Here is an 18772-nt window from a genome sequence, read left to right on the forward strand (position 1 = left end):
TTACGTTTGATGTGACGGATACTAAACTCAGGGTCAAGTGGTGAATGTTGCATAAAGTGGACGCTTTTGTTCCATTCACCCAACACATCATCAAACGAAAGAGAGGCAGCAGTGAATGAAAGCAACTGGAATTGTACGCCGCATCGATGATTTAGGTAGAGTGGTTATTCCGAAGGAGATTCGCAGAACATTGCGCATCCGGGAAGGAGATCCGCTTGAGATTTTCGTCGACCGCGATGGAGAAGTGATTTTGAAGAAGTATTCGCCGATTAGTGAGCTAGGAGACTTTGCGAAGGAATATGCTGATGCATTATTCGACAGTTTGGGTCATTCCATCCTGATCTGTGATCGAGATACGTATATTGCTGTATCCGGCAGTTCGAAAAAAGAGTACTTGAACAAATCCATCAGTGATTTACTTGAACGAACAATGGATCAGCGTAATTCTGTGTTAGAAGAAAATAAAAAAGAAATTCAACTTGTCGATGGTATTGATGATGACGTATCTGCTTATACCATTGCACCTATTGTTGCGAACGGAGATCCAATTGGCGCCGTCGTCTTATTTTCTAAAGAGCGTTCAATGGGGGAAGTGGAGCATAAAGCGGCAGAAACGGCAGCTGGCTTCTTAGCCCGTCAAATGGAACATTAGGTCTAATAACTCTATATCATCTTGATAAAATGAAAGAATGCCGATGAAATCATTTGATTTTGTCGGCTTTTTATATGGGATGAAACAAAACGAGACATGTGCCGTCTATTCCTTAGAAAGAAACGCCTTTTCATTCACGTATGATATAATGAGTGCGTTTAACTGTAGATTTATTTTAAAGGAGTCATCCATGAAAAATGCTGTGAATCAGCCGCATTGGCTTTTCCAGGGTGCGGTGATTTTGACCATCGCAGGCTTGTTATCAAAGATATTAAGTGCTGTTTACCGTGTCCCGTTTCAAAACATCGTAGGGGACACAGGGCTTTATATTTATCAGCAGGTATATCCTTTCCTTGGCATTGCCATCATGCTTGGTACAACAGGTTTTCCTGTCATGGTGTCCAAGCTTTTGAGTGAGCATGGGGAAGAGAATCGCCGGATCATTACAAGGGTATCCTTGGTCTATATCACTTTACTGAGCCTAGTCTTATTTCTTTGTCTTTACATAGGAGCAGGCACAATTGCGAGTCTTATGGCAGACAGTCAATTAATTCTGCTCATCCAGATGAGTGCTTTTGTGTTTCTATTTCTGCCGCTCACTGTGATGCTGAGGGGAGTTTTTCAGAGTGACGGTCTGATGCTTCCAACAGCTGTTTCTCAATTGGTTGAGCAGCTCATCAGGGTAGGTGTCCTGCTTGTTTTATCCTTCTATTTCGTGAGGCACGGCTATTCGCTTTATGAAACAGGGGCGGGTGCGGTGTTCTCTTCTATCGCAGGAAGTGCAGCCTCGCTCATTTTGCTTCTTTTCCTTTGGCTGACCTATCGAAAGCAGTCTGCTGCAAGTATGTCAGGCAAACAGGCGACACTTCGAAAAAAAGATGTTATGAAGAGTTTGGTGCTGTATACATTGACGATTTGTGTCAGCGGTTTGCTCATTTTATGGATGCAAATGATTGATGCTTTTCATCTGTATGCGCTGCTGCGCAGCGAGGGTCTCAGTGAAGCGGCAGCAAAGGCGGCGAAAGGTGTATATGACCGAGGCCAGCCTTTCTTACAGCTCGGAACGGTGTTTGCCATCAGCATCGGAACCTCTCTTGTGCCATTTTTATCTGCAGCCATGAGGAATGGAGAGCATGAAACGATACGGCAAAAAGTTCGCTCATCGGTTAAGACCACGTCGGTATTAGGGATAGGGTCAGCGGTTGGACTGATTTGTATTTTAGCACCAGTCAATACAATGCTTTTTCGTAATGATTTAGGCACCGATGCCTTGCAAATATTTTGTATATCGATCGTCTTTACGTCGATTGCCATTACGCAGGCGGCTTTACTGCAAGGGCTCGGGCATACTGTATATCCTGCTGTTGTGGTGGTCCTCAGCGTGCTGGTGAAATGGATTCTAACGATTGCGCTTGTACCGTTATTTGGCATCCATGGTGCCGCGTGGTCAACTGTATGTGGTTTTCTCACAGCAGCCGTTCTCAATGCCGTTTATTTGAAGCATAAAGGATGGATTTCGTTGAGAGAGCTGTTCCCGGTGAAAATTCTTTTATCAGCCGCCTTCATGGCTGTGGTCTTAATAGGATATCAGGCTCTGTTTTCATGGGTGATTCCCTTTGAAAAACGCCCGTTTTCCGTTTTAGAGAGCCTGACATCAGTTTTTATTGGTGGTTTCGCCTTTTTATATAGTATTCTTAAGCTAGAAGTATTTACGGACGAGGAATGGAGACTCATTCCATTAGGAGAAAAGATTTTATATTTTAAACAGATGAGAGGGAATCAAAATGGCAGGTAAGATTACCGTCGTCGGTCTCGGGGCAGGCGACATGGATCAGCTGACGCTCGGTGTATATAAGCAGCTGAAGCAGGCGAAAGAAGTATTTATGAGAACGCAGGATCATCCGCTTACCGCAGAGTTAATGCAGGAGGTCCCATCTCTCACCTTTTTTGATGAAATTTATGAAAAGCATGATCAGTTTGATCAGGTGTATCAGGAAATTACCGAAATATTATTTGCAGAGGCAGCGGAAAAAGACATTGTGTACGCTGTACCTGGTCATCCATTTGTGGCAGAAAAGACCGTACAGCTGCTCGTCGCCGGGCAGAAAGAGCGCGGGATTGAGGTGTCTGTCGCTGGTGGACAAAGCTTTCTAGATGCGACATTCAACTCCTTGCAGATTGACCCCATCGAGGGATTACAATTCGTTGATGCAGGGGATATGAGAGCGGATGATCTGAAATTAACCCAGCACGTCCTGATTTGTCAGGTATATGATCAGATGACAGCTTCGAATGTGAAACTCACGCTGATGGAAAAGCTCCCTGACGATTATGAAATTTATATTGTGACAGCAGCTGGAAGCAGTCAGGAACAGATTACTGCCGTTCCTTTATTTGAACTTGATCGAGATGTGTCGATAAATAACTTAACGAGTGTTTATGTTCCTCCAATTCAAGATGAACAGATGCTTTATCAACAATTTGACACCTTCCGTGACGTCATACGTACATTAAGAGGTCCGGGCGGCTGTCCATGGGATCAAAAACAAACCAATGAATCACTCAAACCATATTTAATTGAAGAATGCTATGAACTGCTTGAAGCGATAGATGAAGATGACCCAGATCATATGGTGGAAGAGCTTGGCGATGTGCTACTGCAGGTGCTGCTTCACGCTCAAATTGGCGAAGATGACGGTTATTTCTCAATCGATGACGTCATTCAGCATGTCACAGAAAAAATGATTCGGCGTCACCCCCATGTGTTTGGTGACACGAATGTTTCTGAGGCAGCAGATGTGGTGGCCAACTGGGAAAAAATCAAACAGCAGGAGAAGCCAGAGCGGACCGGTTCTATTTTGCAATCGATTCCGGCGACACTTCCGGCACTAACAAAGGCATATAAGCTCCAAAAGAAAGCTGCCAAAGTAGGCTTTGATTGGACAAATGTTCAAGATATTTGGAACAAATACGAAGAAGAAAAGCAGGAATTTCTCGTTGAAGTGGCAGAGAAGACGGACGAAGGTGCAACGAAGCAGATGAAAGATGAATTTGGTGATCTTTTGTTTGTTCTCGTCAATATTGGCAGGTTCTATCACCTAGAGCCTGAAACGGCACTCGCTTCTGCCAACACAAAATTTATACGGCGCTTTCAGCATATCGAACAAAAAGCAAAGGACTTGGGCCGTTCGTTAGATGACTTAACGCTAGAGGAAATGGACGATCTATGGAACGATGCGAAACGCATAGAAAGAGGTGAACACACATGAGACTAGATAAATTTTTAAAAGTGTCCCGTTTAATTAAAAGAAGAACATTGGCAAAAGAAGTAGCTGATCAAGGCAGGATATCTATTAACGGAACACAGGCGAAGGCAAGCTCTGACGTGAAAGAAGGAGATGAGCTGCAAATCCGCTTTGGTCAAAAACTAGTGACTGTTCAAGTCAACGAGTTAAAGGACACGACGAAAAAAGAAGAAGCGGCTGGCATGTATACTGTGCTAAAAGAAGAAAAAACAGCAGAATAGGGCTTGTTCTAAATGACCCTCTTATCACATACAATGCAGTAACATGCAAGTATGAGATATGGGGGATGTATAGATGAATCAATATTATAATCAACCTCAAGGCACGAAGCTGTCATCAGACGCGGAGCACAATGTCACAATGCGAAACAGAAAGCATTTAGATATTACTGGTGTCAAACAAGTGGAAAGCTTTGATAGTGAGGAATTTCTGCTGGAGACGGTCATGGGGATTCTCGCCATCCGCGGAGAAAATCTGCAAATGAAAAATCTAGACGTCGAAAAGGGCGTTGTGTCGATCAAAGGGCGTGTCTTTGATTTAATCTATGTGGATGAGCAGCACGGGGAGAAAGCTAAAGGATTTTTTAGCAAGCTGTTTAAATGACGCTGACAGTCCAGTTTTATACGATGCTTTCCATGGCGGCGATGGGCATCTGGCTGGGCGCATCGCTTGATACGTACAAGCTGTTTGTGAACCGGGAAAAAACAGCAAAATGGCTTTTGGCTATCCATGATCTCCTTTTTTGGATGGTACAGGGTCTCTTATTCTTTTACGTCCTGCTGCTGACAAATGAGGGAGAATTCAGGCTTTATATTTTTCTAGCCGTTGCTCTAGGTTTCTCGATGTATCAGGCATTGATGAAACATTTGTATCTCAAGATTCTCAAGTTTATCATGATGTGTGTATATCAAACCGTTCTCTTCCTAAAAAGGCTGGTCATGTCGGTTGTCTTTCAGCCGATACGCTGGATGATCACATTGGTCATAAGTGCTTTTCTGTTCTTGCTCCACTCGCTCTTACGTCTAGTTCGTTTTACGTTTCGGCTCGTGTGGAAGGTGCTGTCGATTGTTTGTTATCCGCTCATCTGGTTACTCAATGTGACCATTATTCATCGGATTCCCGAAAAATGGCGAACTTCAATGAGATTGTTTTTCTCAAAAGGAGCAGGAATTTTACAAGGGGCCAAGAAATTATCTGGTACCATCAAAACGAAATGGAAACAATTCTGGACAAAGTAAGAGAGGAGGCCTTCAATCTTGAACAAGAGAAAACGAAATATCGCACAAATTCAAAATGATTACCAAAAACAAATGGAACAGCAAGCACAGCGCTTAAAACGCAAACGTCGCGGACTCCTTAGAAGGCTTACCGTGTTTGGTGTAATCGTGCTCATGTTTGCTGTCTTGGTGACAAGTGCCCTCTGGTCGCAATCGTCTTCACTAAAGGAAAAAGAAGAGAAGAAGGTTGCGCTCGAAAAAGAGTTGAAGCAATTAAAAACAAAGCAGGAAGATATTTCTGATGAAATTAAGAAGCTGAAAAGCAAGGAATACGTACTCGAACTGGCACGACGGGACTATTATATGTCCAAAAAAGGCGAAAAAATCTTTGATGTGGGCAATAAGAGCGATTAGCCTTGTTGACACTTAAAATTCAGTTTATGTATAATTGAACAAATGAGATTTTTTTATAAGTCTAAGGAGGAGCACTTTTTTTATGTCGATTGAAGTTGGCAGCAAGTTACAAGGGAAAGTTACGGGCATTACAAATTTTGGAGCTTTTGTGGAGTTGCCAGGCGGTTCAACTGGTCTCGTTCATATCAGTGAGGTAGCCGATAACTATGTAAAAGATATTAATGAGCATTTAAAAGTCGGTGAACAAGTTGAAGTGAAAGTGATTAACGTTGAAAAAGACGGTAAAATCGGCTTGTCCATTAAAAAAGCAAAAGATCGTCCTCAACAACAATCAAGACCAAGCAGAAATGATTTCCGTCCGAAGGAATCGTTTGAACAAAAAATGAACAAATTCTTAAAAGATAGCGAAGATCGCTTAACATCTTTAAAACGTAACACGGAATCAAAACGTGGGGGGCGCGGAGCAAGAAGAGGTTAACTTGTTGCTGCTTTCTATATATTTTCACAACAAAGCATCTGCTGTTCAGCAGGTGCTTTTTTTCATGATTCATCCGACATTTTTGGAGATTTCGTCATTTAATTTAAAACTTTCTATTGACGGACAAGCGAATCCTTTGTATTATAGTTCTTGTGCTTCTTAGCGCATTTTCATTATGGCGGTGTAGCTCAGCTGGCTAGAGCGTACGGTTCATACCCGTGAGGTCGGGGGTTCGATCCCCTCCGCCGCTATCCTTTTAACTAGAACATAAAGCAAGGCCCGTTGGTCAAGCGGTTAAGACACCGCCCTTTCACGGCGGTAACACGGGTTCGAATCCCGTACGGGTCATATTTGAAACAGCTTTCTATAGGAAAGCTGTTTTTTTGTGCCTTCGTAAAATTCTGATGAAAGACATCGACTTTCATGAAAGTATGCCTCTTTGACGAATAAAGCGTCGAACGTTTTATGGAAACGACAACTTCTTTTGACAAAATTTCATTTTCACCTTCGCTATAATGACAAGCAACGAATATCAGGTGGGGGATGAGAAGATGGAAAAACTAGAAAGAAGAACTGATTTAACAGGAGCGGGGTTTGAAAGAATCAGTGCGGGGCTAAAAAAGATGAAAAACCTGTTTCTTCATCACACGCATTCTCTTTTTTTCTATAAAGGGTTTATTTATGTTGTTCTAGGCTTTTTATTAGGACGAGCCTTTATATTATCTGAAATTATGCCGTTTGCTCTGCCTTTCTTTGGCTCCATGCTGCTTATTAAAAGAGATAAGGCGATGCTTGCTTGTCTAGCATTACTCGCTGGGGCGATGACGATATCACCTCAAAATGCATTGTTTGTGTTTGCGTCGCTGCTCATGTTTCTCCTTATGTCAAAGGTGGTTTCTTTCATCATCAAAGACCCAGTGAAAACATTGCCGGTTGTCATTGTTCTCTCAATGCTGATCACCCGGGGAGCGTTTGTTTACTTAGAGCAAGGTGCTGTGCAAAGTTATGATTACGTCATGGCGGGTGTCGAAGCAGGACTTGCCTTCATTTTGACTCTGATTTTCCTTCAAAGCCTGCCGATTTTTACAGTCAGGAAAATTAAACACTCTTTAAAGGTCGAAGAAATTATTTGTTTTATGATTTTAATTGCCTCAGTTTTAACTGGTCTTGCTGGGATTACTTTTCAAGGAATGCAGGCAGAGCATATTTTGTCACGTTATGTAGTGCTGACGTTTGCCTTTATTGGCGGAGCCAGTATTGGTTGTACGGTCGGTGTTGTGACAGGATTAATACTCGGTCTCGCTAACATCGGAAACCTTTATCAGATGAGTCTTCTTGCCTTTTCAGGCTTATTAGGCGGATTGCTGAAAGAAGGGAAGAAAGCAGGGGCAGCCATCGGCTTAATTGTGGGTTCCTTACTCATTTCACTGTACGGGGAAGGGTCAGCAGGTCTCATGACCACACTGTATGAATCACTTATAGCGGTTGCGCTCTTTTTACTCACGCCGCAATCAGTTACTTCCAAGGTAGCGAAATACATTCCTGGTACGGTAGAGCATGTACAAGAGCAGCAGCAATATGCTCGGAAGGTACGAGACGTGACAGCAAAAAAGGTAGATCAATTCTCTCATGTATTTCATGCGCTGTCTGAGAGTTTTGCGACATTTTACGAATCCATTCCTGAAGAGAAGAAGCAGGAAGAGGATGTAGATCTTTTTTTAAGTACGATCACAGAACGATCCTGTCAAACGTGCTATAAGAAAAATAAATGCTGGGTGCAGAACTTTGATACAACCTATGAACTAATGAAACAAGTTATGCATGAATCTGATGAAAAAACGTATGAGCATAACCGAAAATTGAAAAAGAAATTTAGTCAGCACTGCTCAAAATCAAAACATGTTGAGGAATTGATCGAAGAGGAGATCGCATACTATAAAGCCAACCAGACACTGAAGAAAAAAGTCCAAGACAGCAGGCGTCTTGTGGCTGAACAGCTGATGGGGGTCTCACAAGTGATGGAGGATTTTTCCCGGGAAATAAAACGAGAAAGAGAACAGCATTTTATTCAGGAAGAGCAGATGATAGAAGCACTTCAGCACTTTGGCATTGAAATTCAGCAAGTAGAAATCTATAGCTTGGAGCAGGGAAATGTGGATATTGAAATGAGAATCCCATATTGCCAAGGGCATGGGGAATGTGAAAAAATCATTGCGCCAATGCTTTCGGATATTTTAGAAGAACAGATTTTAGTCAAAGCAGAACAGTGTGCAGAGCATCCAACAGGCTATTGCCACGTTGTATTTGGCTCTGCTAAATCATACCGAGTGGCTACAGGCGTGGCACATGCAGCAAAAGGCGGAGGACTGGTATCTGGAGACAGCTACAGCATGATGGAGCTTGGAGCAGGCAAGTATGCCGCAGCTATTAGTGATGGAATGGGCAACGGAGCACGTGCTCATTTTGAAAGCAATGAAACGATTAAGCTGTTAGAAAAAATATTGGCATCAGGTATCAATGAAAAAGTGGCGATTAAAACCATTAATAGTATTTTATCTTTACGAACGACGGACGAGATCTATTCAACATTGGATTTATCGATCATTGATTTACAGGATGCAAGCTGTAAGTTCCTCAAGATTGGTTCAACACCCAGCTTTATTAAACGGGGTGATCAGGTGATGAAGGTACAAGCAAGCAACTTGCCGATTGGCATTATTGATGAATTTGAAGTCGAGGTTGTGAGCGAACAGATGAAGGCAGGAGACCTATTGATTATGATGAGTGACGGTATTTTTGAGGGGCCGAAGCATATTGAAAATCATGATCTGTGGGTGAAACGGAAAATGAAAAGCTTTAAAACAGAAGATCCCCAAGAAATTGCTGATTTATTAATGGAAGAGGTCATTCGAACAAGAGCAGGCCAAATTGACGATGATATGACAGTTGTTGTCATCAGGCTCGACCACAACACACCAAAATGGGCTTCCATTCCGACCGGTACATTCTATCTTGAGAAACAAGAGATTTCTTAAAATATCGTATAATATGAATTTCTTCTGGCGATGATGGGGATATAAGCATTCAGTTACAATCCCAGGAGGAATGAAGATGCGAAAAGGTCACGTCAACCAAATCTTATTGATTACAGATGGCTGCTCAAATCACGGGGAAGATCCGCTTGCGATTGCCTCATTGGCAAAGGAACAAGGGATTACAGTCAATGTCATTGGCATTATGGAAGAAAACAGACACGATCATGAAGCAATGAAGGAAGTAGAGGGGATTGCTCTCGCAGGCGGAGGCATCCATCAAGTTGTCTACGTCCAGCAGTTATCTCAAACAGTACAAATGGTCACGAAAAAAGCGATGACACAAACCCTGCAAGGTGTTGTGAATAAAGAATTGCAGCAAATACTCGGCAAAGACACTGAAATTGAAGAGCTTCCACCTGATAAGCGCGGGGAAGTAATGGAGGTTGTCGATGAGTTAGGAGAAACAGTTCACCTTCAAGTACTCGTGCTTGTTGATACAAGTGCAAGTATGAAACCGAAGCTGCCAACCGTCAAAGAGGCACTTATCGACCTTTCCATCAGTTTAAATTCAAGAATTGGAGAAAATCAGTTTGGGATGTGTGTATTTCCCGGGAAAAACTCAGATGCTGAAATTGTGTTGAATTGGACGCCTCGATTCGATTCATTATCATCTATTTTCCCAAAACTGACCACTGGAGGCATCACCCCAACGGGACCAGCGCTTCGGGAAGCACTTCAGCATTTCAAATCAGTTCGTTCACGCAAAGGGCTGCTTGAAGCAAAGGAAGAGCATGATGATGAATTCGGCTTCTAACATCCCGTTAGGCACGGTGATTCAAGGGAAATGGCACCACCATCATTACCGTATTGTAAAAGAGCTTGGAAAAGGGGCGAACGGTGTTGTCTATCTGGCCGAATCGCCACATGGGCAAGCGGCCCTTAAAGTGAGTGATGACAGTATGCTCATTGCATCTGAAGTCAATGTATTAAAATCCTTTTCAAAGGCTCCTGTGAAAACCATGGGGCCTTCTTTTTATGATATGGATGATGCAATTTATCCCGGTATGCCTCAAAAACGCTCCTTTTATGTGATGGAATATGTCAGAGGCCCATTACTGCTTGAATTTGTGAAACAAAAGGGTGATGAGTGGATTGTGGTTTTAATGATTCAGCTTTTATCCAGTCTGGCTCATTTACATCAGGAAGGTTGGATTTTCGGTGACTTGAAGCCGGATAATCTCATTGTTTCTGGTCCCCCGGCAACGATTCGGTGCATTGATGTGGGAGGAACGACTAAAGCGGGCAGGGCAATTAAGGAGTATACCGAGTTTTTTGATCGAGGCTATTGGGGGTTTGGCACAAGAAAAGCTGAACCAACCTATGATTTATTTGCCCTGACCATGGTGATGGTCAACTGTGCGTATAAGAAAGAATTCAAAAAAGGAGCAGAACCAGAAAAGCAGCTTTATCGAGCCATTGAAGGACATCCTTTATTAAAGCGATATGAAAGGGTGTTAAAGGCTGCTCTACAAGGTAAATATCAATCAGCAGCAGACATGAAAAGTGCGATGCTGAAAGAAGGACAACTGATTGCATCAAGAAAATCGCGCCAAAAGAAGCAGCAGCCAAAACCCGCTGTTAATCAAAATCAACAAGTGACTTCACGATCGCGGGCTGCAGCAGCAAAAAGAACGTCAGTACGTAAAAAATCAGGCGGGCTTTTTGAAACCATTCTTATCGTATGCAGTGTACTCGCCCTTTACTGTGCATATGTGGTTTTGTTCCTGTTGTAGAGCTGTAAAAAAGCAGGCTTCTTCTTTGCTTGGAGCTACTGAAAGTGATAGGATATGTATATCTTTAAATTACCTGCTCTTTGTGAGGAGGAAGTTGTGAATAGAATTGAATCTTTTTTGAAAAAACATGATGTTTACCTTGAAAATACGACAGTCATTGTCGGGGTTTCCGGCGGACCGGATTCTATGCTCTTACTGCATGAACTTAACAAGCGCCGCAAAGGTTCCTATCAGCTGATTGCAGCCCATGTAGATCACATGTTCAGAGGAGAAGAGTCCTTTGCTGATTTGGCATTTGTTGAGGCTTACTGTAAGGAGCACGAGATCCCTTTTGAATCGTCCCGCATACAGGTCACCCAATATGCAAAAGAAAACCGCTTAAACAAACAGGCAGCTGCAAGGGAGTGCAGATATGCTTTCTTTCGTCAATTGATGGCGCAATACAACGCTCAATTTATAGCGCTTGCACATCATGGAGACGACCAAGTAGAAACAATGTTGATGAGACTTGCGAGAGGGACTGTTGGTATAGGACTCGCAGGTATCCAAGCAAAACGTCCTTTTCAAAATGGGTGGCTGATTCGTCCGCTCATTGGATACTCTAAGGACGACGTACTAAAAGCTTGTGAAAAAGAACATGTACCCTATGTCATTGATCAAAGCAATCATACGGATGACTACTTGAGAAACCGGGTAAGAAGACACATTCTTCCCGTGTTAAAAGAAGAGGCACCTCATGTACATGAAAGCTTTCAGTTTGTAAGTGACATGCTGACTGAGGATGAGCAATACTTGCAGGCTTTAACAAAGGAACAAATGAACCAAGTGATAACGAGTCAATCGCCTAAGCAAATTGAGATTAAAACGAAGCCTTTGCTTGACCTGCCTTTGCCTTTACAAAGAAGAGGCATTCAACTAATATTAAACTATCTTTATGAAAACACTCAATCAGCGTTTTCGAACCAGCATATTCTAGGGACTTTAGACTGGTTATCTCATACCGATCAACCGTCTGGATCATTAGATTTGCCAAAAGGTTTACAAGCTGTCAAGTCTTATGATCACTGTATGTTTACCTTTGAACGATCGCATGTATTAGACCAGTCTTATGCTCTTCACTTAAAGGTTGAGCTCGGAGAAGAGCTTTTTCTCCCAAATGGACAGTCTATTGCCGTATCAAATCATGTTCCGAAGGATGCACGGAACGGAAACCATTTTTTCTTGCTTCAAAAAGATCATGTTCATCTCCCTTTGATCATTCGCTCACGAAAAAATGGTGATCGAATCAAACTTAAAGGGATGAATGGGTCAAAAAAGGTGAAGGATATATTTATTGATAAAAAAGTGCCTCTTGCAGAAAGAGACAGCTGGCCGATCGTCACTGACTCGGATCATCAAATCATCTGGATCCCAGGTCTGAAAAAATCCGTTTTTGAAGAAATTGATATGACAAACAGCGATCTCATTGTATTACAATATAGACAGCACGAAAATTTGTAGGGGGCAAGCAAAAGCATGAAACAAGATATTGAAAAGATTTTGATCTCAGAAGAAGAGATCCAGCAAAAAGTGAAGGAACTGGGTGCAACATTAACCAGTGATTATGATGGTAAATTTCCCCTGGCTATTGGTGTTTTGAAAGGGGCTCTTCCATTCATGGCAGACCTGATCAAACACATTGATACATATTTAGAACTTGATTTTATGGATGTATCTAGCTACGGAAAGTCTACCGTATCTTCTGGAGAAGTAAAGATCATTAAGGATCTAGATACTTCTGTTGAAGGAAGAGATATTTTGATTATGGAAGATATCATCGACAGTGGGTTAACTTTGAGCTATCTGGTAGAGCTTTTCCGATACCGTAAAGCAAATTCCATTAAAATTGTGACATTGCTTGATAAACCAAGCGGCCGCAAAGCAGACATCAAAGCAGATTATGTTGGATTTGAAGTACCAGATGCATTTGTTGTCGGCTATGGATTGGATTTCGCTGAACGTTACCGAAACCTCCCGTATATTGGAGTGTTAAAACCATCTGTTTACGAAGGCTGATCAGCATACGTATACATGAGGTTATTGGTTGTGTTGGAATGATTTTCTATGATACTATTGAACATAGTTGTGCTTACTGTGGGAGGAGGTAAGGAATGAATCGGGTTTTTCGTAATACGATTTTTTATATACTTATTTTATTACTTGTGATAGGGGTCGTCAGTTGGTTAGGATCCCCAAATCAAAAGCCTGAGAACATGTCTTACAGCAAATTTTCGCAAAATCTAAGTGCGGGAAAAGTGGAGAGTATCTCCATTCAGCCTGTAAGAGGGGTTTATGAAATTCGTGGTCAATTAGATGGCGCGAAGAAAGATCAATACTTCATTACCCATGTTCCAGATGGTCAAGGTGTTGACCAAATTTACAGTGCACTGAAGAATACAGATGTAAAAGTAGAACCAGCACCTGAAACAAATGGATGGCTGCAAGTTCTGACAACCATCATTCCGTTTATCATCATCTTTATCTTGTTCTTCTTCTTATTGAACCAAGCTCAGGGCGGCGGAAGCCGAGTCATGAACTTCGGTAAGAGTAAGGCGAAGCTTTACACAGAAGAGAAGAAACGTGTGAAATTTAAAGATGTTGCCGGTGCAGATGAAGAAAAGCAAGAGCTTGTAGAAGTGGTTGAATTCCTGAAGGACCCACGTAAATTTGCGGAGCTTGGCGCAAGAATCCCTAAAGGGGTTTTACTAGTAGGGCCTCCAGGTACAGGTAAAACATTGCTTGCGAGAGCATCTGCAGGAGAAGCAGGCGTTCCTTTCTTCAGCATCAGTGGTTCTGACTTCGTCGAGATGTTCGTCGGTGTCGGTGCATCACGTGTACGTGATTTATTCGAAAATGCGAAAAAGAATGCACCTTGCTTAATCTTTATTGATGAGATTGATGCAGTGGGTCGTCAGCGTGGAGCCGGTCTTGGCGGTGGTCATGACGAGCGTGAACAAACGCTTAACCAGCTTCTTGTTGAAATGGATGGTTTTAGTGCCAACGAAGGTATTATTATCATTGCTGCGACAAACCGTGCAGATATTCTAGACCCTGCATTGCTGCGTCCGGGACGTTTTGACCGTCAAATTACGGTTGACCGCCCAGATGTTATTGGCCGTGAAGAAGTACTGAAAGTTCATGCGAAAAACAAACCGCTTGACGAGTCAGTTAACTTAAAAGCCATTGCAAGCAGAACACCAGGGTTCTCTGGAGCAGATCTTGAGAACTTACTAAACGAAGCAGCACTTGTTGCTGCCCGTCATAACAAAAAGAAAATCGATATGCGTGATATTGACGAAGCGACTGACCGTGTCATCGCTGGGCCGGCGAAGAAAAGCCGTGTCATTTCGAAGAAAGAACGTAATATCGTGGCTTACCATGAAGCAGGTCATACCGTCATTGGTCTTATCCTAGACGAAGCGGACATGGTGCATAAAGTAACGATCGTTCCTCGTGGTCAGGCAGGCGGATATGCGGTCATGCTTCCAAGAGAAGACCGTTATTTCCAAACGAAGCCAGAGCTTCTTGATAAGATTGTCGGCTTGCTAGGCGGTCGTGTTGCAGAGGAAATTACGTTTGGTGAAGTAAGTACAGGCGCTCACAACGACTTCCAGCGTGCAACAGGCATTGCAAGAAGAATGGTCACAGAGTTCGGTATGTCTGATAAACTTGGTCCGCTTCAATTCGGTCAATCACAAGGAGGTCAAGTCTTCCTTGGACGTGATTTCAACAATGAGCCGAATTACAGTGAAGCAATCGCTTACGAAATTGACCAAGAAGTTCAGCGTTTCATTAAGGAGAGCTACGAACGTGCGAAACAAATTCTCACTGAGAATAAAGATAAGCTAGAAATCATCGCACAAGCCCTTCTAGAAGTTGAAACATTAGATGCTGAACAAATTAAATCTCTTTACGAAACTGGAAAGCTTCCAGAGCGTGTATACGCAGATGACGAAGAGAAAAACGATGATGTGAAAGTAAACATCAAGAAAAAAGAAGATGAGGAGATCTAATCTCCTTCTGTAAAAGCTGCCGGGATCACCGGTAGCTTTTTTTATTTCGATTCATGAATGGATCGGTTTCGAATTGTTTACAAATGGAACTCAATTCGTGTATGGTATGATAGAAAGTCGAAAAATGCTCTTTTTGAGAAACTATTCAAAGTGGTGATGAAGTTGTTACTCGTGATAGATGTAGGAAACACAAATACCGTTTTAGGTGTTTATCATAATGGCGATCTAAACTACCATTGGCGAATTGAAACAAGCCGTCATAAAACAGAAGATGAATTTGGTATGTCCATCAGGGCTTTATTCGATTATGTGGGGCTGATGTTTGACCAAATAGAAGGGATTATCATCTCCTCTGTTGTTCCGCCAATGATGTTCGCACTTGAAAGAATGTGCGAAAAGTATTTTCACCTAACACCCCAAATTGTAGGGCCTGGAATGAAGACTGGATTAAACATTATGTGTGACAATCCAAAGGAAGTCGGGGCCGATCGAATTGTCAATGCAGTAGCAGCCATTCACCTATATGGGGCGCCTCTTATTGTGGTAGACTTTGGAACAGCAACAACCTACTGTTATATCAATGAACAAAAACAATACATGGGTGGAGCGATTGCGCCGGGTATTACCATCTCAACTGAGGCTTTATATACAAGAGCGGCGAAGCTGCCGAGAATTGAAATTGTCCGTCCAGATCACATTGTTGGAAAAAACACCATCAGTGCGATGCAATCCGGCATCCTTTATGGATATGTTGGCCAAGTCGAGGGAATAGTGAAACGGATGAAGCAGCAAGCCAAACAAACACCGAAAGTCATTGCAACAGGCGGTTTGTCTACATTGATTGGAAATGAATCAGACTGTATTGATATTGTCGATCCGTTCCTCACATTAAAAGGACTGCAGCTCATTTATGAACGTAATCGTGTCGGTGTATTATAGGAGGTTTAAATCAAATGGATTACTTAGTTAAAGCGTTAGCATATGACGGAAAAGTCCGCGCATATGCTGCAAACACAACAGATACAATCAACGAAGCACAAAGAAGACATCATACGTGGCCGACTGCATCAGCAGCCATCGGCAGAACGATGACAGCAACAGTCATGATGGGTGCTATGCTGAAAGGTGAGAATAAGCTAACTGTCAAAATAGAAGGCGGTGGACCAATCGGCGCCATTATTGCTGATGGAAATGCAAAAGGCCAGGTACGAGGATATGTCTCAAATCCACAAGTTCACTTTGACTTAAATGAACATGGCAAGCTGGATGTTAGACGTGCAGTCGGAACATCTGGAACGTTAAGTGTTGTCAAAGATATCGGGCTGAAGGACCACTTTACAGGACAAACAGAAATTGTCTCAGGTGAAATTGGAGATGACTTCACTTATTATCTAGTTTCTTCTGAGCAAGTGCCTTCTTCTGTAGGCGTAGGCGTCCTTGTCAATCCAGATAATTCGATTCTCGCAGCAGGCGGTTTCATCATTCAATTGCTGCCTGGTACAGAAGATGCTGTCATTGAAAGACTAGAAAAGCGCCTGTCAACTATTGAACCAATCTCTAAACTCATTGAAAAAGGGATGACACCAGAACAAATATTAGAAGAAGTACTTGGTGAAAAGCCTCAAATTTTAGAAACTGTACCTGTCGAATTTGCTTGTAACTGCTCAAAAGAACGGTTTGCAAATGGCATTATCAGCCTAGGAAAAACCGAAATTGACGATATGATTGAACAAGACGGACAAGCAGAAGCTCAATGCCATTTTTGTAACGAAACGTATGTATTTACAAAAGAAGAGCTAGAAGAGCTGCGTGAAGAATTAACCCGCTAGGCTCTAAGCAGCGGGTTTTCTTTTTAGAATGGAAAGGAGACGAAAGATGAGACTAAAAGCAAGAGTGGTATGGACATTTATTCTCGTGTTGCTCATGATTAATGCCGTTGTCATTGCATATGTATTAACAAAGTCACAAATGTCACAGGCTTCTTCTAACGGGAAGAGTGGTGAAGAAATTGCGTCGATTGGAAAAGAGAAGGTGACGCGTCAAGAATGGCTAAAGAAAATGGAAGACCGCTACGGAAAGGCGACTCTTGAGCAAATGATCAATCAGAAGGTGGTCAATCAGCTTGCCAAGCAAAACAAGCTGGAAGTGTCTTCAAAAGAGATCAACCGTGAATTGCTCATGCTCAAAGCGGTGTCTAATAATTTCTATGAAGATGGACATACAAGTGAGAAGGAATGGAAAGAACAGATTCGTTATCAAATTTTATTAGAGCAGCTTTTAACAAGAGATGCCGTCGTTTCTGAAAAAGAAGCGAAATCGTTTTATGAAAAAAACAAGGACTTATATCAATATGATGATTCATACCGCATTCGCCATATCGTCGTGAAGACAAAGAGCGAGGCTGAAAATGTATTAAAAGATTTAAAAGGTGGGTCTAGCTTCGAAGCCGTGGCAGCTGAACGTTCAATCGACCGTTACACCTCACCATACGGCGGAGATCTTGGATTTGTGACAGAAGAGCAGGAAAGTATCCCAGCCCTATACATACAAGAAGCTCAAAAGCTTCAGCCAGATGAATGGACGAAAGAGCCGATTCAGACCAAAAACGGGTATGCCATTATTCAGTTAAAAGAAAAATTAAATGGCCGCTCTTTCTCCTATGACGAAGTCAAAGACCAGATTAAAAGGCAGATTGCCATGGAAGATCTAGGTGAAAAGGCGAATGTCAAAACCCTGTGGAAAGAAGCGAAAGTCACATGGTTTTACGATGGAGAGCAGGACTAAAAGCATTGACAAAATTTTTTGAAATTGATAATTTAATATTAATACAATAAAATTACTCGGAGATAGAGGTGTTAGTGATGGCTCGTATTGCAAATTCAGTTTTTGAACTAATAGGAAATACACCAGTCGTTAAATTAAACCGTTTAGTAGATGAAGACAGTGCGGATGTCTACTTGAAACTTGAATATATGAACCCGGGCAGCAGTGTCAAAGATCGTATTGCTTTAGCGATGATCGAAGATGCTGAAGCAAAAGGTACATTAAAAGCCGGCGATACGCTTATTGAACCAACAAGCGGAAATACAGGAATCGGCCTTGCAATGGTAGCGGCTGCTAAAGGAATCAATGCGATTTTGGTTATGCCGGACACAATGAGTCAGGAGCGCCGCAACCTTTTACGCGCTTATGGTGCGGAACTTGTCTTAACACCAGGTGCAGAAGGAATGAAGGGTGCCATCAAAAAAGCGGAAGAATTAGCAGAAGAGCATGGTTACTTCATGCCTCAGCAATTTAGCAACGAAGCCAATGCAGAGATTCACCGTCGTACAACTGGGAAAGAAATCCTTGAACAGTTTGACGGCGAGCTTGATGCATTTATTGCAGGTGTTGGCACGGGCGGTACGATTACAGGTGCTGGTGAAGTCCTAAAAGAAGCCATCCCATCCATTCAGCTTTATGCAGTAGAGCCGACAGATTCCCCTGTATTGTCAGGCGGAAAACCGGGTCCGCATAAAATTCAAGGAATTGGAGCAGGTTTTGTTCCTTCCATCTTGAACACAGAAATATATGACGGCATCATCCAAGTGAAAAACGAAGATGCATTTGAGCTTGCAAGAAAAGCAGCGAAAGAAGAAGGAATCCTTGGCGGTATTTCTTCTGGAGCAGCTATTTACGCAGCGCTTCAAACAGCGAAGAAGCTTGGTAAAGGGAAAAAGGTTCTGGCCATCATCCCAAGTAATGGTGAGCGTTACCTCAGTACACCTCTTTATCAATTCGATTAAACCAATCACCCCAGCATTTGCTGGGGTTTTTTTATGAATTC

Annotated in this window: 17 protein-coding genes, 2 tRNA genes and 1 pseudogene; all 20 read left to right on the forward strand. The window is 42.4% G+C overall.

Translation table 11 applies throughout. The annotated features are described in order from the left end of the window. The first annotated feature begins 115 nt into the window (after positions 1-115). The 20 genes and pseudogenes from spoVT (at position 116) to cysK (ending at position 18731) form a co-directional block, all read left to right on the forward strand. Positions 116-652, forward strand: coding sequence for a stage V sporulation protein T (spoVT, locus tag H7F25_RS17965; RefSeq protein ID WP_024427194.1), 537 nt, complete (start codon positions 116-118; stop codon positions 650-652). Positions 653-842: 190 nt separating this feature from the next. Continuing rightward, positions 843-2447: a putative polysaccharide biosynthesis protein gene (locus H7F25_RS17970; protein WP_185854030.1), complete on the forward strand. Its 1605-nt coding sequence runs from the start codon at positions 843-845 to the stop codon at positions 2445-2447. Continuing rightward, positions 2437-3921, forward strand: coding sequence for a bifunctional methyltransferase/pyrophosphohydrolase YabN (gene mazG, locus H7F25_RS17975; protein WP_185854031.1), 1485 nt, complete (start codon positions 2437-2439; stop codon positions 3919-3921). The genes H7F25_RS17970 and mazG overlap by 11 nt, the downstream gene beginning before the upstream one ends. After that, on the forward strand, positions 3918-4178 hold the full coding sequence (locus tag H7F25_RS17980; protein WP_008341839.1) for an RNA-binding S4 domain-containing protein: 261 nt from the start codon (positions 3918-3920) through the stop codon (positions 4176-4178). Before mazG ends, H7F25_RS17980 begins: the two co-directional genes overlap by 4 nt. 73 nt (positions 4179-4251) lie before the next feature. Then, positions 4252-4560: a sporulation protein YabP gene (yabP, locus tag H7F25_RS17985; RefSeq protein WP_024425646.1), complete on the forward strand. Its 309-nt coding sequence runs from the start codon at positions 4252-4254 to the stop codon at positions 4558-4560. Next, positions 4557-5195 (forward strand): spore cortex biosynthesis protein YabQ, encoded by a 639-nt coding sequence (gene yabQ, locus H7F25_RS17990; RefSeq protein ID WP_024427191.1) that lies wholly within the window; start codon positions 4557-4559, stop codon positions 5193-5195. The genes yabP and yabQ overlap by 4 nt, the downstream gene beginning before the upstream one ends. Before the next feature lie 18 nt (positions 5196-5213). Next, the gene (locus H7F25_RS17995; RefSeq protein ID WP_024427190.1) at positions 5214-5588 is read left to right on the forward strand and encodes an FtsB family cell division protein; all 375 of its coding nucleotides are present in this window, start codon (positions 5214-5216) and stop codon (positions 5586-5588) included. An 82-nt stretch (positions 5589-5670) separates the two neighbouring features. Continuing rightward, the gene (locus tag H7F25_RS18000) at positions 5671-6066 is read left to right on the forward strand and encodes a S1 domain-containing RNA-binding protein (RefSeq protein WP_008357409.1); all 396 of its coding nucleotides are present in this window, start codon (positions 5671-5673) and stop codon (positions 6064-6066) included. A gap of 177 nt (positions 6067-6243) precedes the next feature. Further along, positions 6244-6317 (forward strand) — tRNA-Met (locus H7F25_RS18005). A 25-nt stretch (positions 6318-6342) separates the two neighbouring features. Beyond that, positions 6343-6414 (forward strand) — tRNA-Glu (locus tag H7F25_RS18010). Between the two features lie 203 nt (positions 6415-6617). Continuing rightward, the gene (gene spoIIE / locus H7F25_RS18015) at positions 6618-9101 is read left to right on the forward strand and encodes a stage II sporulation protein E (RefSeq protein WP_024425648.1); all 2484 of its coding nucleotides are present in this window, start codon (positions 6618-6620) and stop codon (positions 9099-9101) included. Between the two features lie 76 nt (positions 9102-9177). After that, positions 9178-9915 carry a vWA domain-containing protein gene (locus tag H7F25_RS18020; RefSeq protein WP_034325063.1) on the forward strand — a complete coding sequence of 246 codons (738 nt, stop codon included), beginning with the start codon at positions 9178-9180 and terminating at the stop codon, positions 9913-9915. Continuing rightward, positions 9899-10894, forward strand: a complete 996-nt coding sequence (locus H7F25_RS18025; RefSeq protein ID WP_122632224.1) for a protein kinase domain-containing protein — start codon at positions 9899-9901, stop codon at positions 10892-10894. The genes H7F25_RS18020 and H7F25_RS18025 overlap by 17 nt, the downstream gene beginning before the upstream one ends. Positions 10895-10990: 96 nt before the next feature. After that, positions 10991-12413, forward strand: a pseudogene (tilS, locus tag H7F25_RS18030) (tRNA lysidine(34) synthetase TilS). Further along, entirely contained in the window at positions 12410-12949 is a 540-nt protein-coding gene (gene hpt, locus H7F25_RS18035) for a hypoxanthine phosphoribosyltransferase (RefSeq protein ID WP_008357399.1), read from the forward strand. Before tilS ends, hpt begins: the two are co-directional and overlap by 4 nt. A gap of 95 nt (positions 12950-13044) precedes the next feature. Then, a complete protein-coding gene (ftsH, locus tag H7F25_RS18040; protein WP_024427186.1) occupies positions 13045-14946 on the forward strand; it encodes an ATP-dependent zinc metalloprotease FtsH in 1902 nt (633 codons plus the stop codon). 162 nt (positions 14947-15108) lie between these two features. Continuing rightward, positions 15109-15885, forward strand: coding sequence for a type III pantothenate kinase (locus H7F25_RS18045; RefSeq protein ID WP_039175940.1), 777 nt, complete (start codon positions 15109-15111; stop codon positions 15883-15885). A 14-nt stretch (positions 15886-15899) separates the two neighbouring features. Then, the gene (gene hslO / locus H7F25_RS18050) at positions 15900-16775 is read left to right on the forward strand and encodes an Hsp33 family molecular chaperone HslO (RefSeq protein WP_044334307.1); all 876 of its coding nucleotides are present in this window, start codon (positions 15900-15902) and stop codon (positions 16773-16775) included. A gap of 46 nt (positions 16776-16821) precedes the next feature. Continuing rightward, positions 16822-17730 carry a peptidyl-prolyl cis-trans isomerase gene (locus tag H7F25_RS18055; protein WP_024425654.1) on the forward strand — a complete coding sequence of 303 codons (909 nt, stop codon included), beginning with the start codon at positions 16822-16824 and terminating at the stop codon, positions 17728-17730. 77 nt (positions 17731-17807) lie between these two features. Beyond that, a complete protein-coding gene (cysK, locus tag H7F25_RS18060) occupies positions 17808-18731 on the forward strand; it encodes a cysteine synthase A (RefSeq protein ID WP_024425655.1) in 924 nt (307 codons plus the stop codon). Positions 18732-18772 lie beyond the last annotated feature (41 nt).

It is taken from the genome of Bacillus sp. PAMC28571 (assembly GCF_014250435.1).
In the GTDB taxonomy this organism is placed as follows: Bacteria; Bacillota; Bacilli; order Bacillales; family Bacillaceae; genus Bacillus; species Bacillus safensis.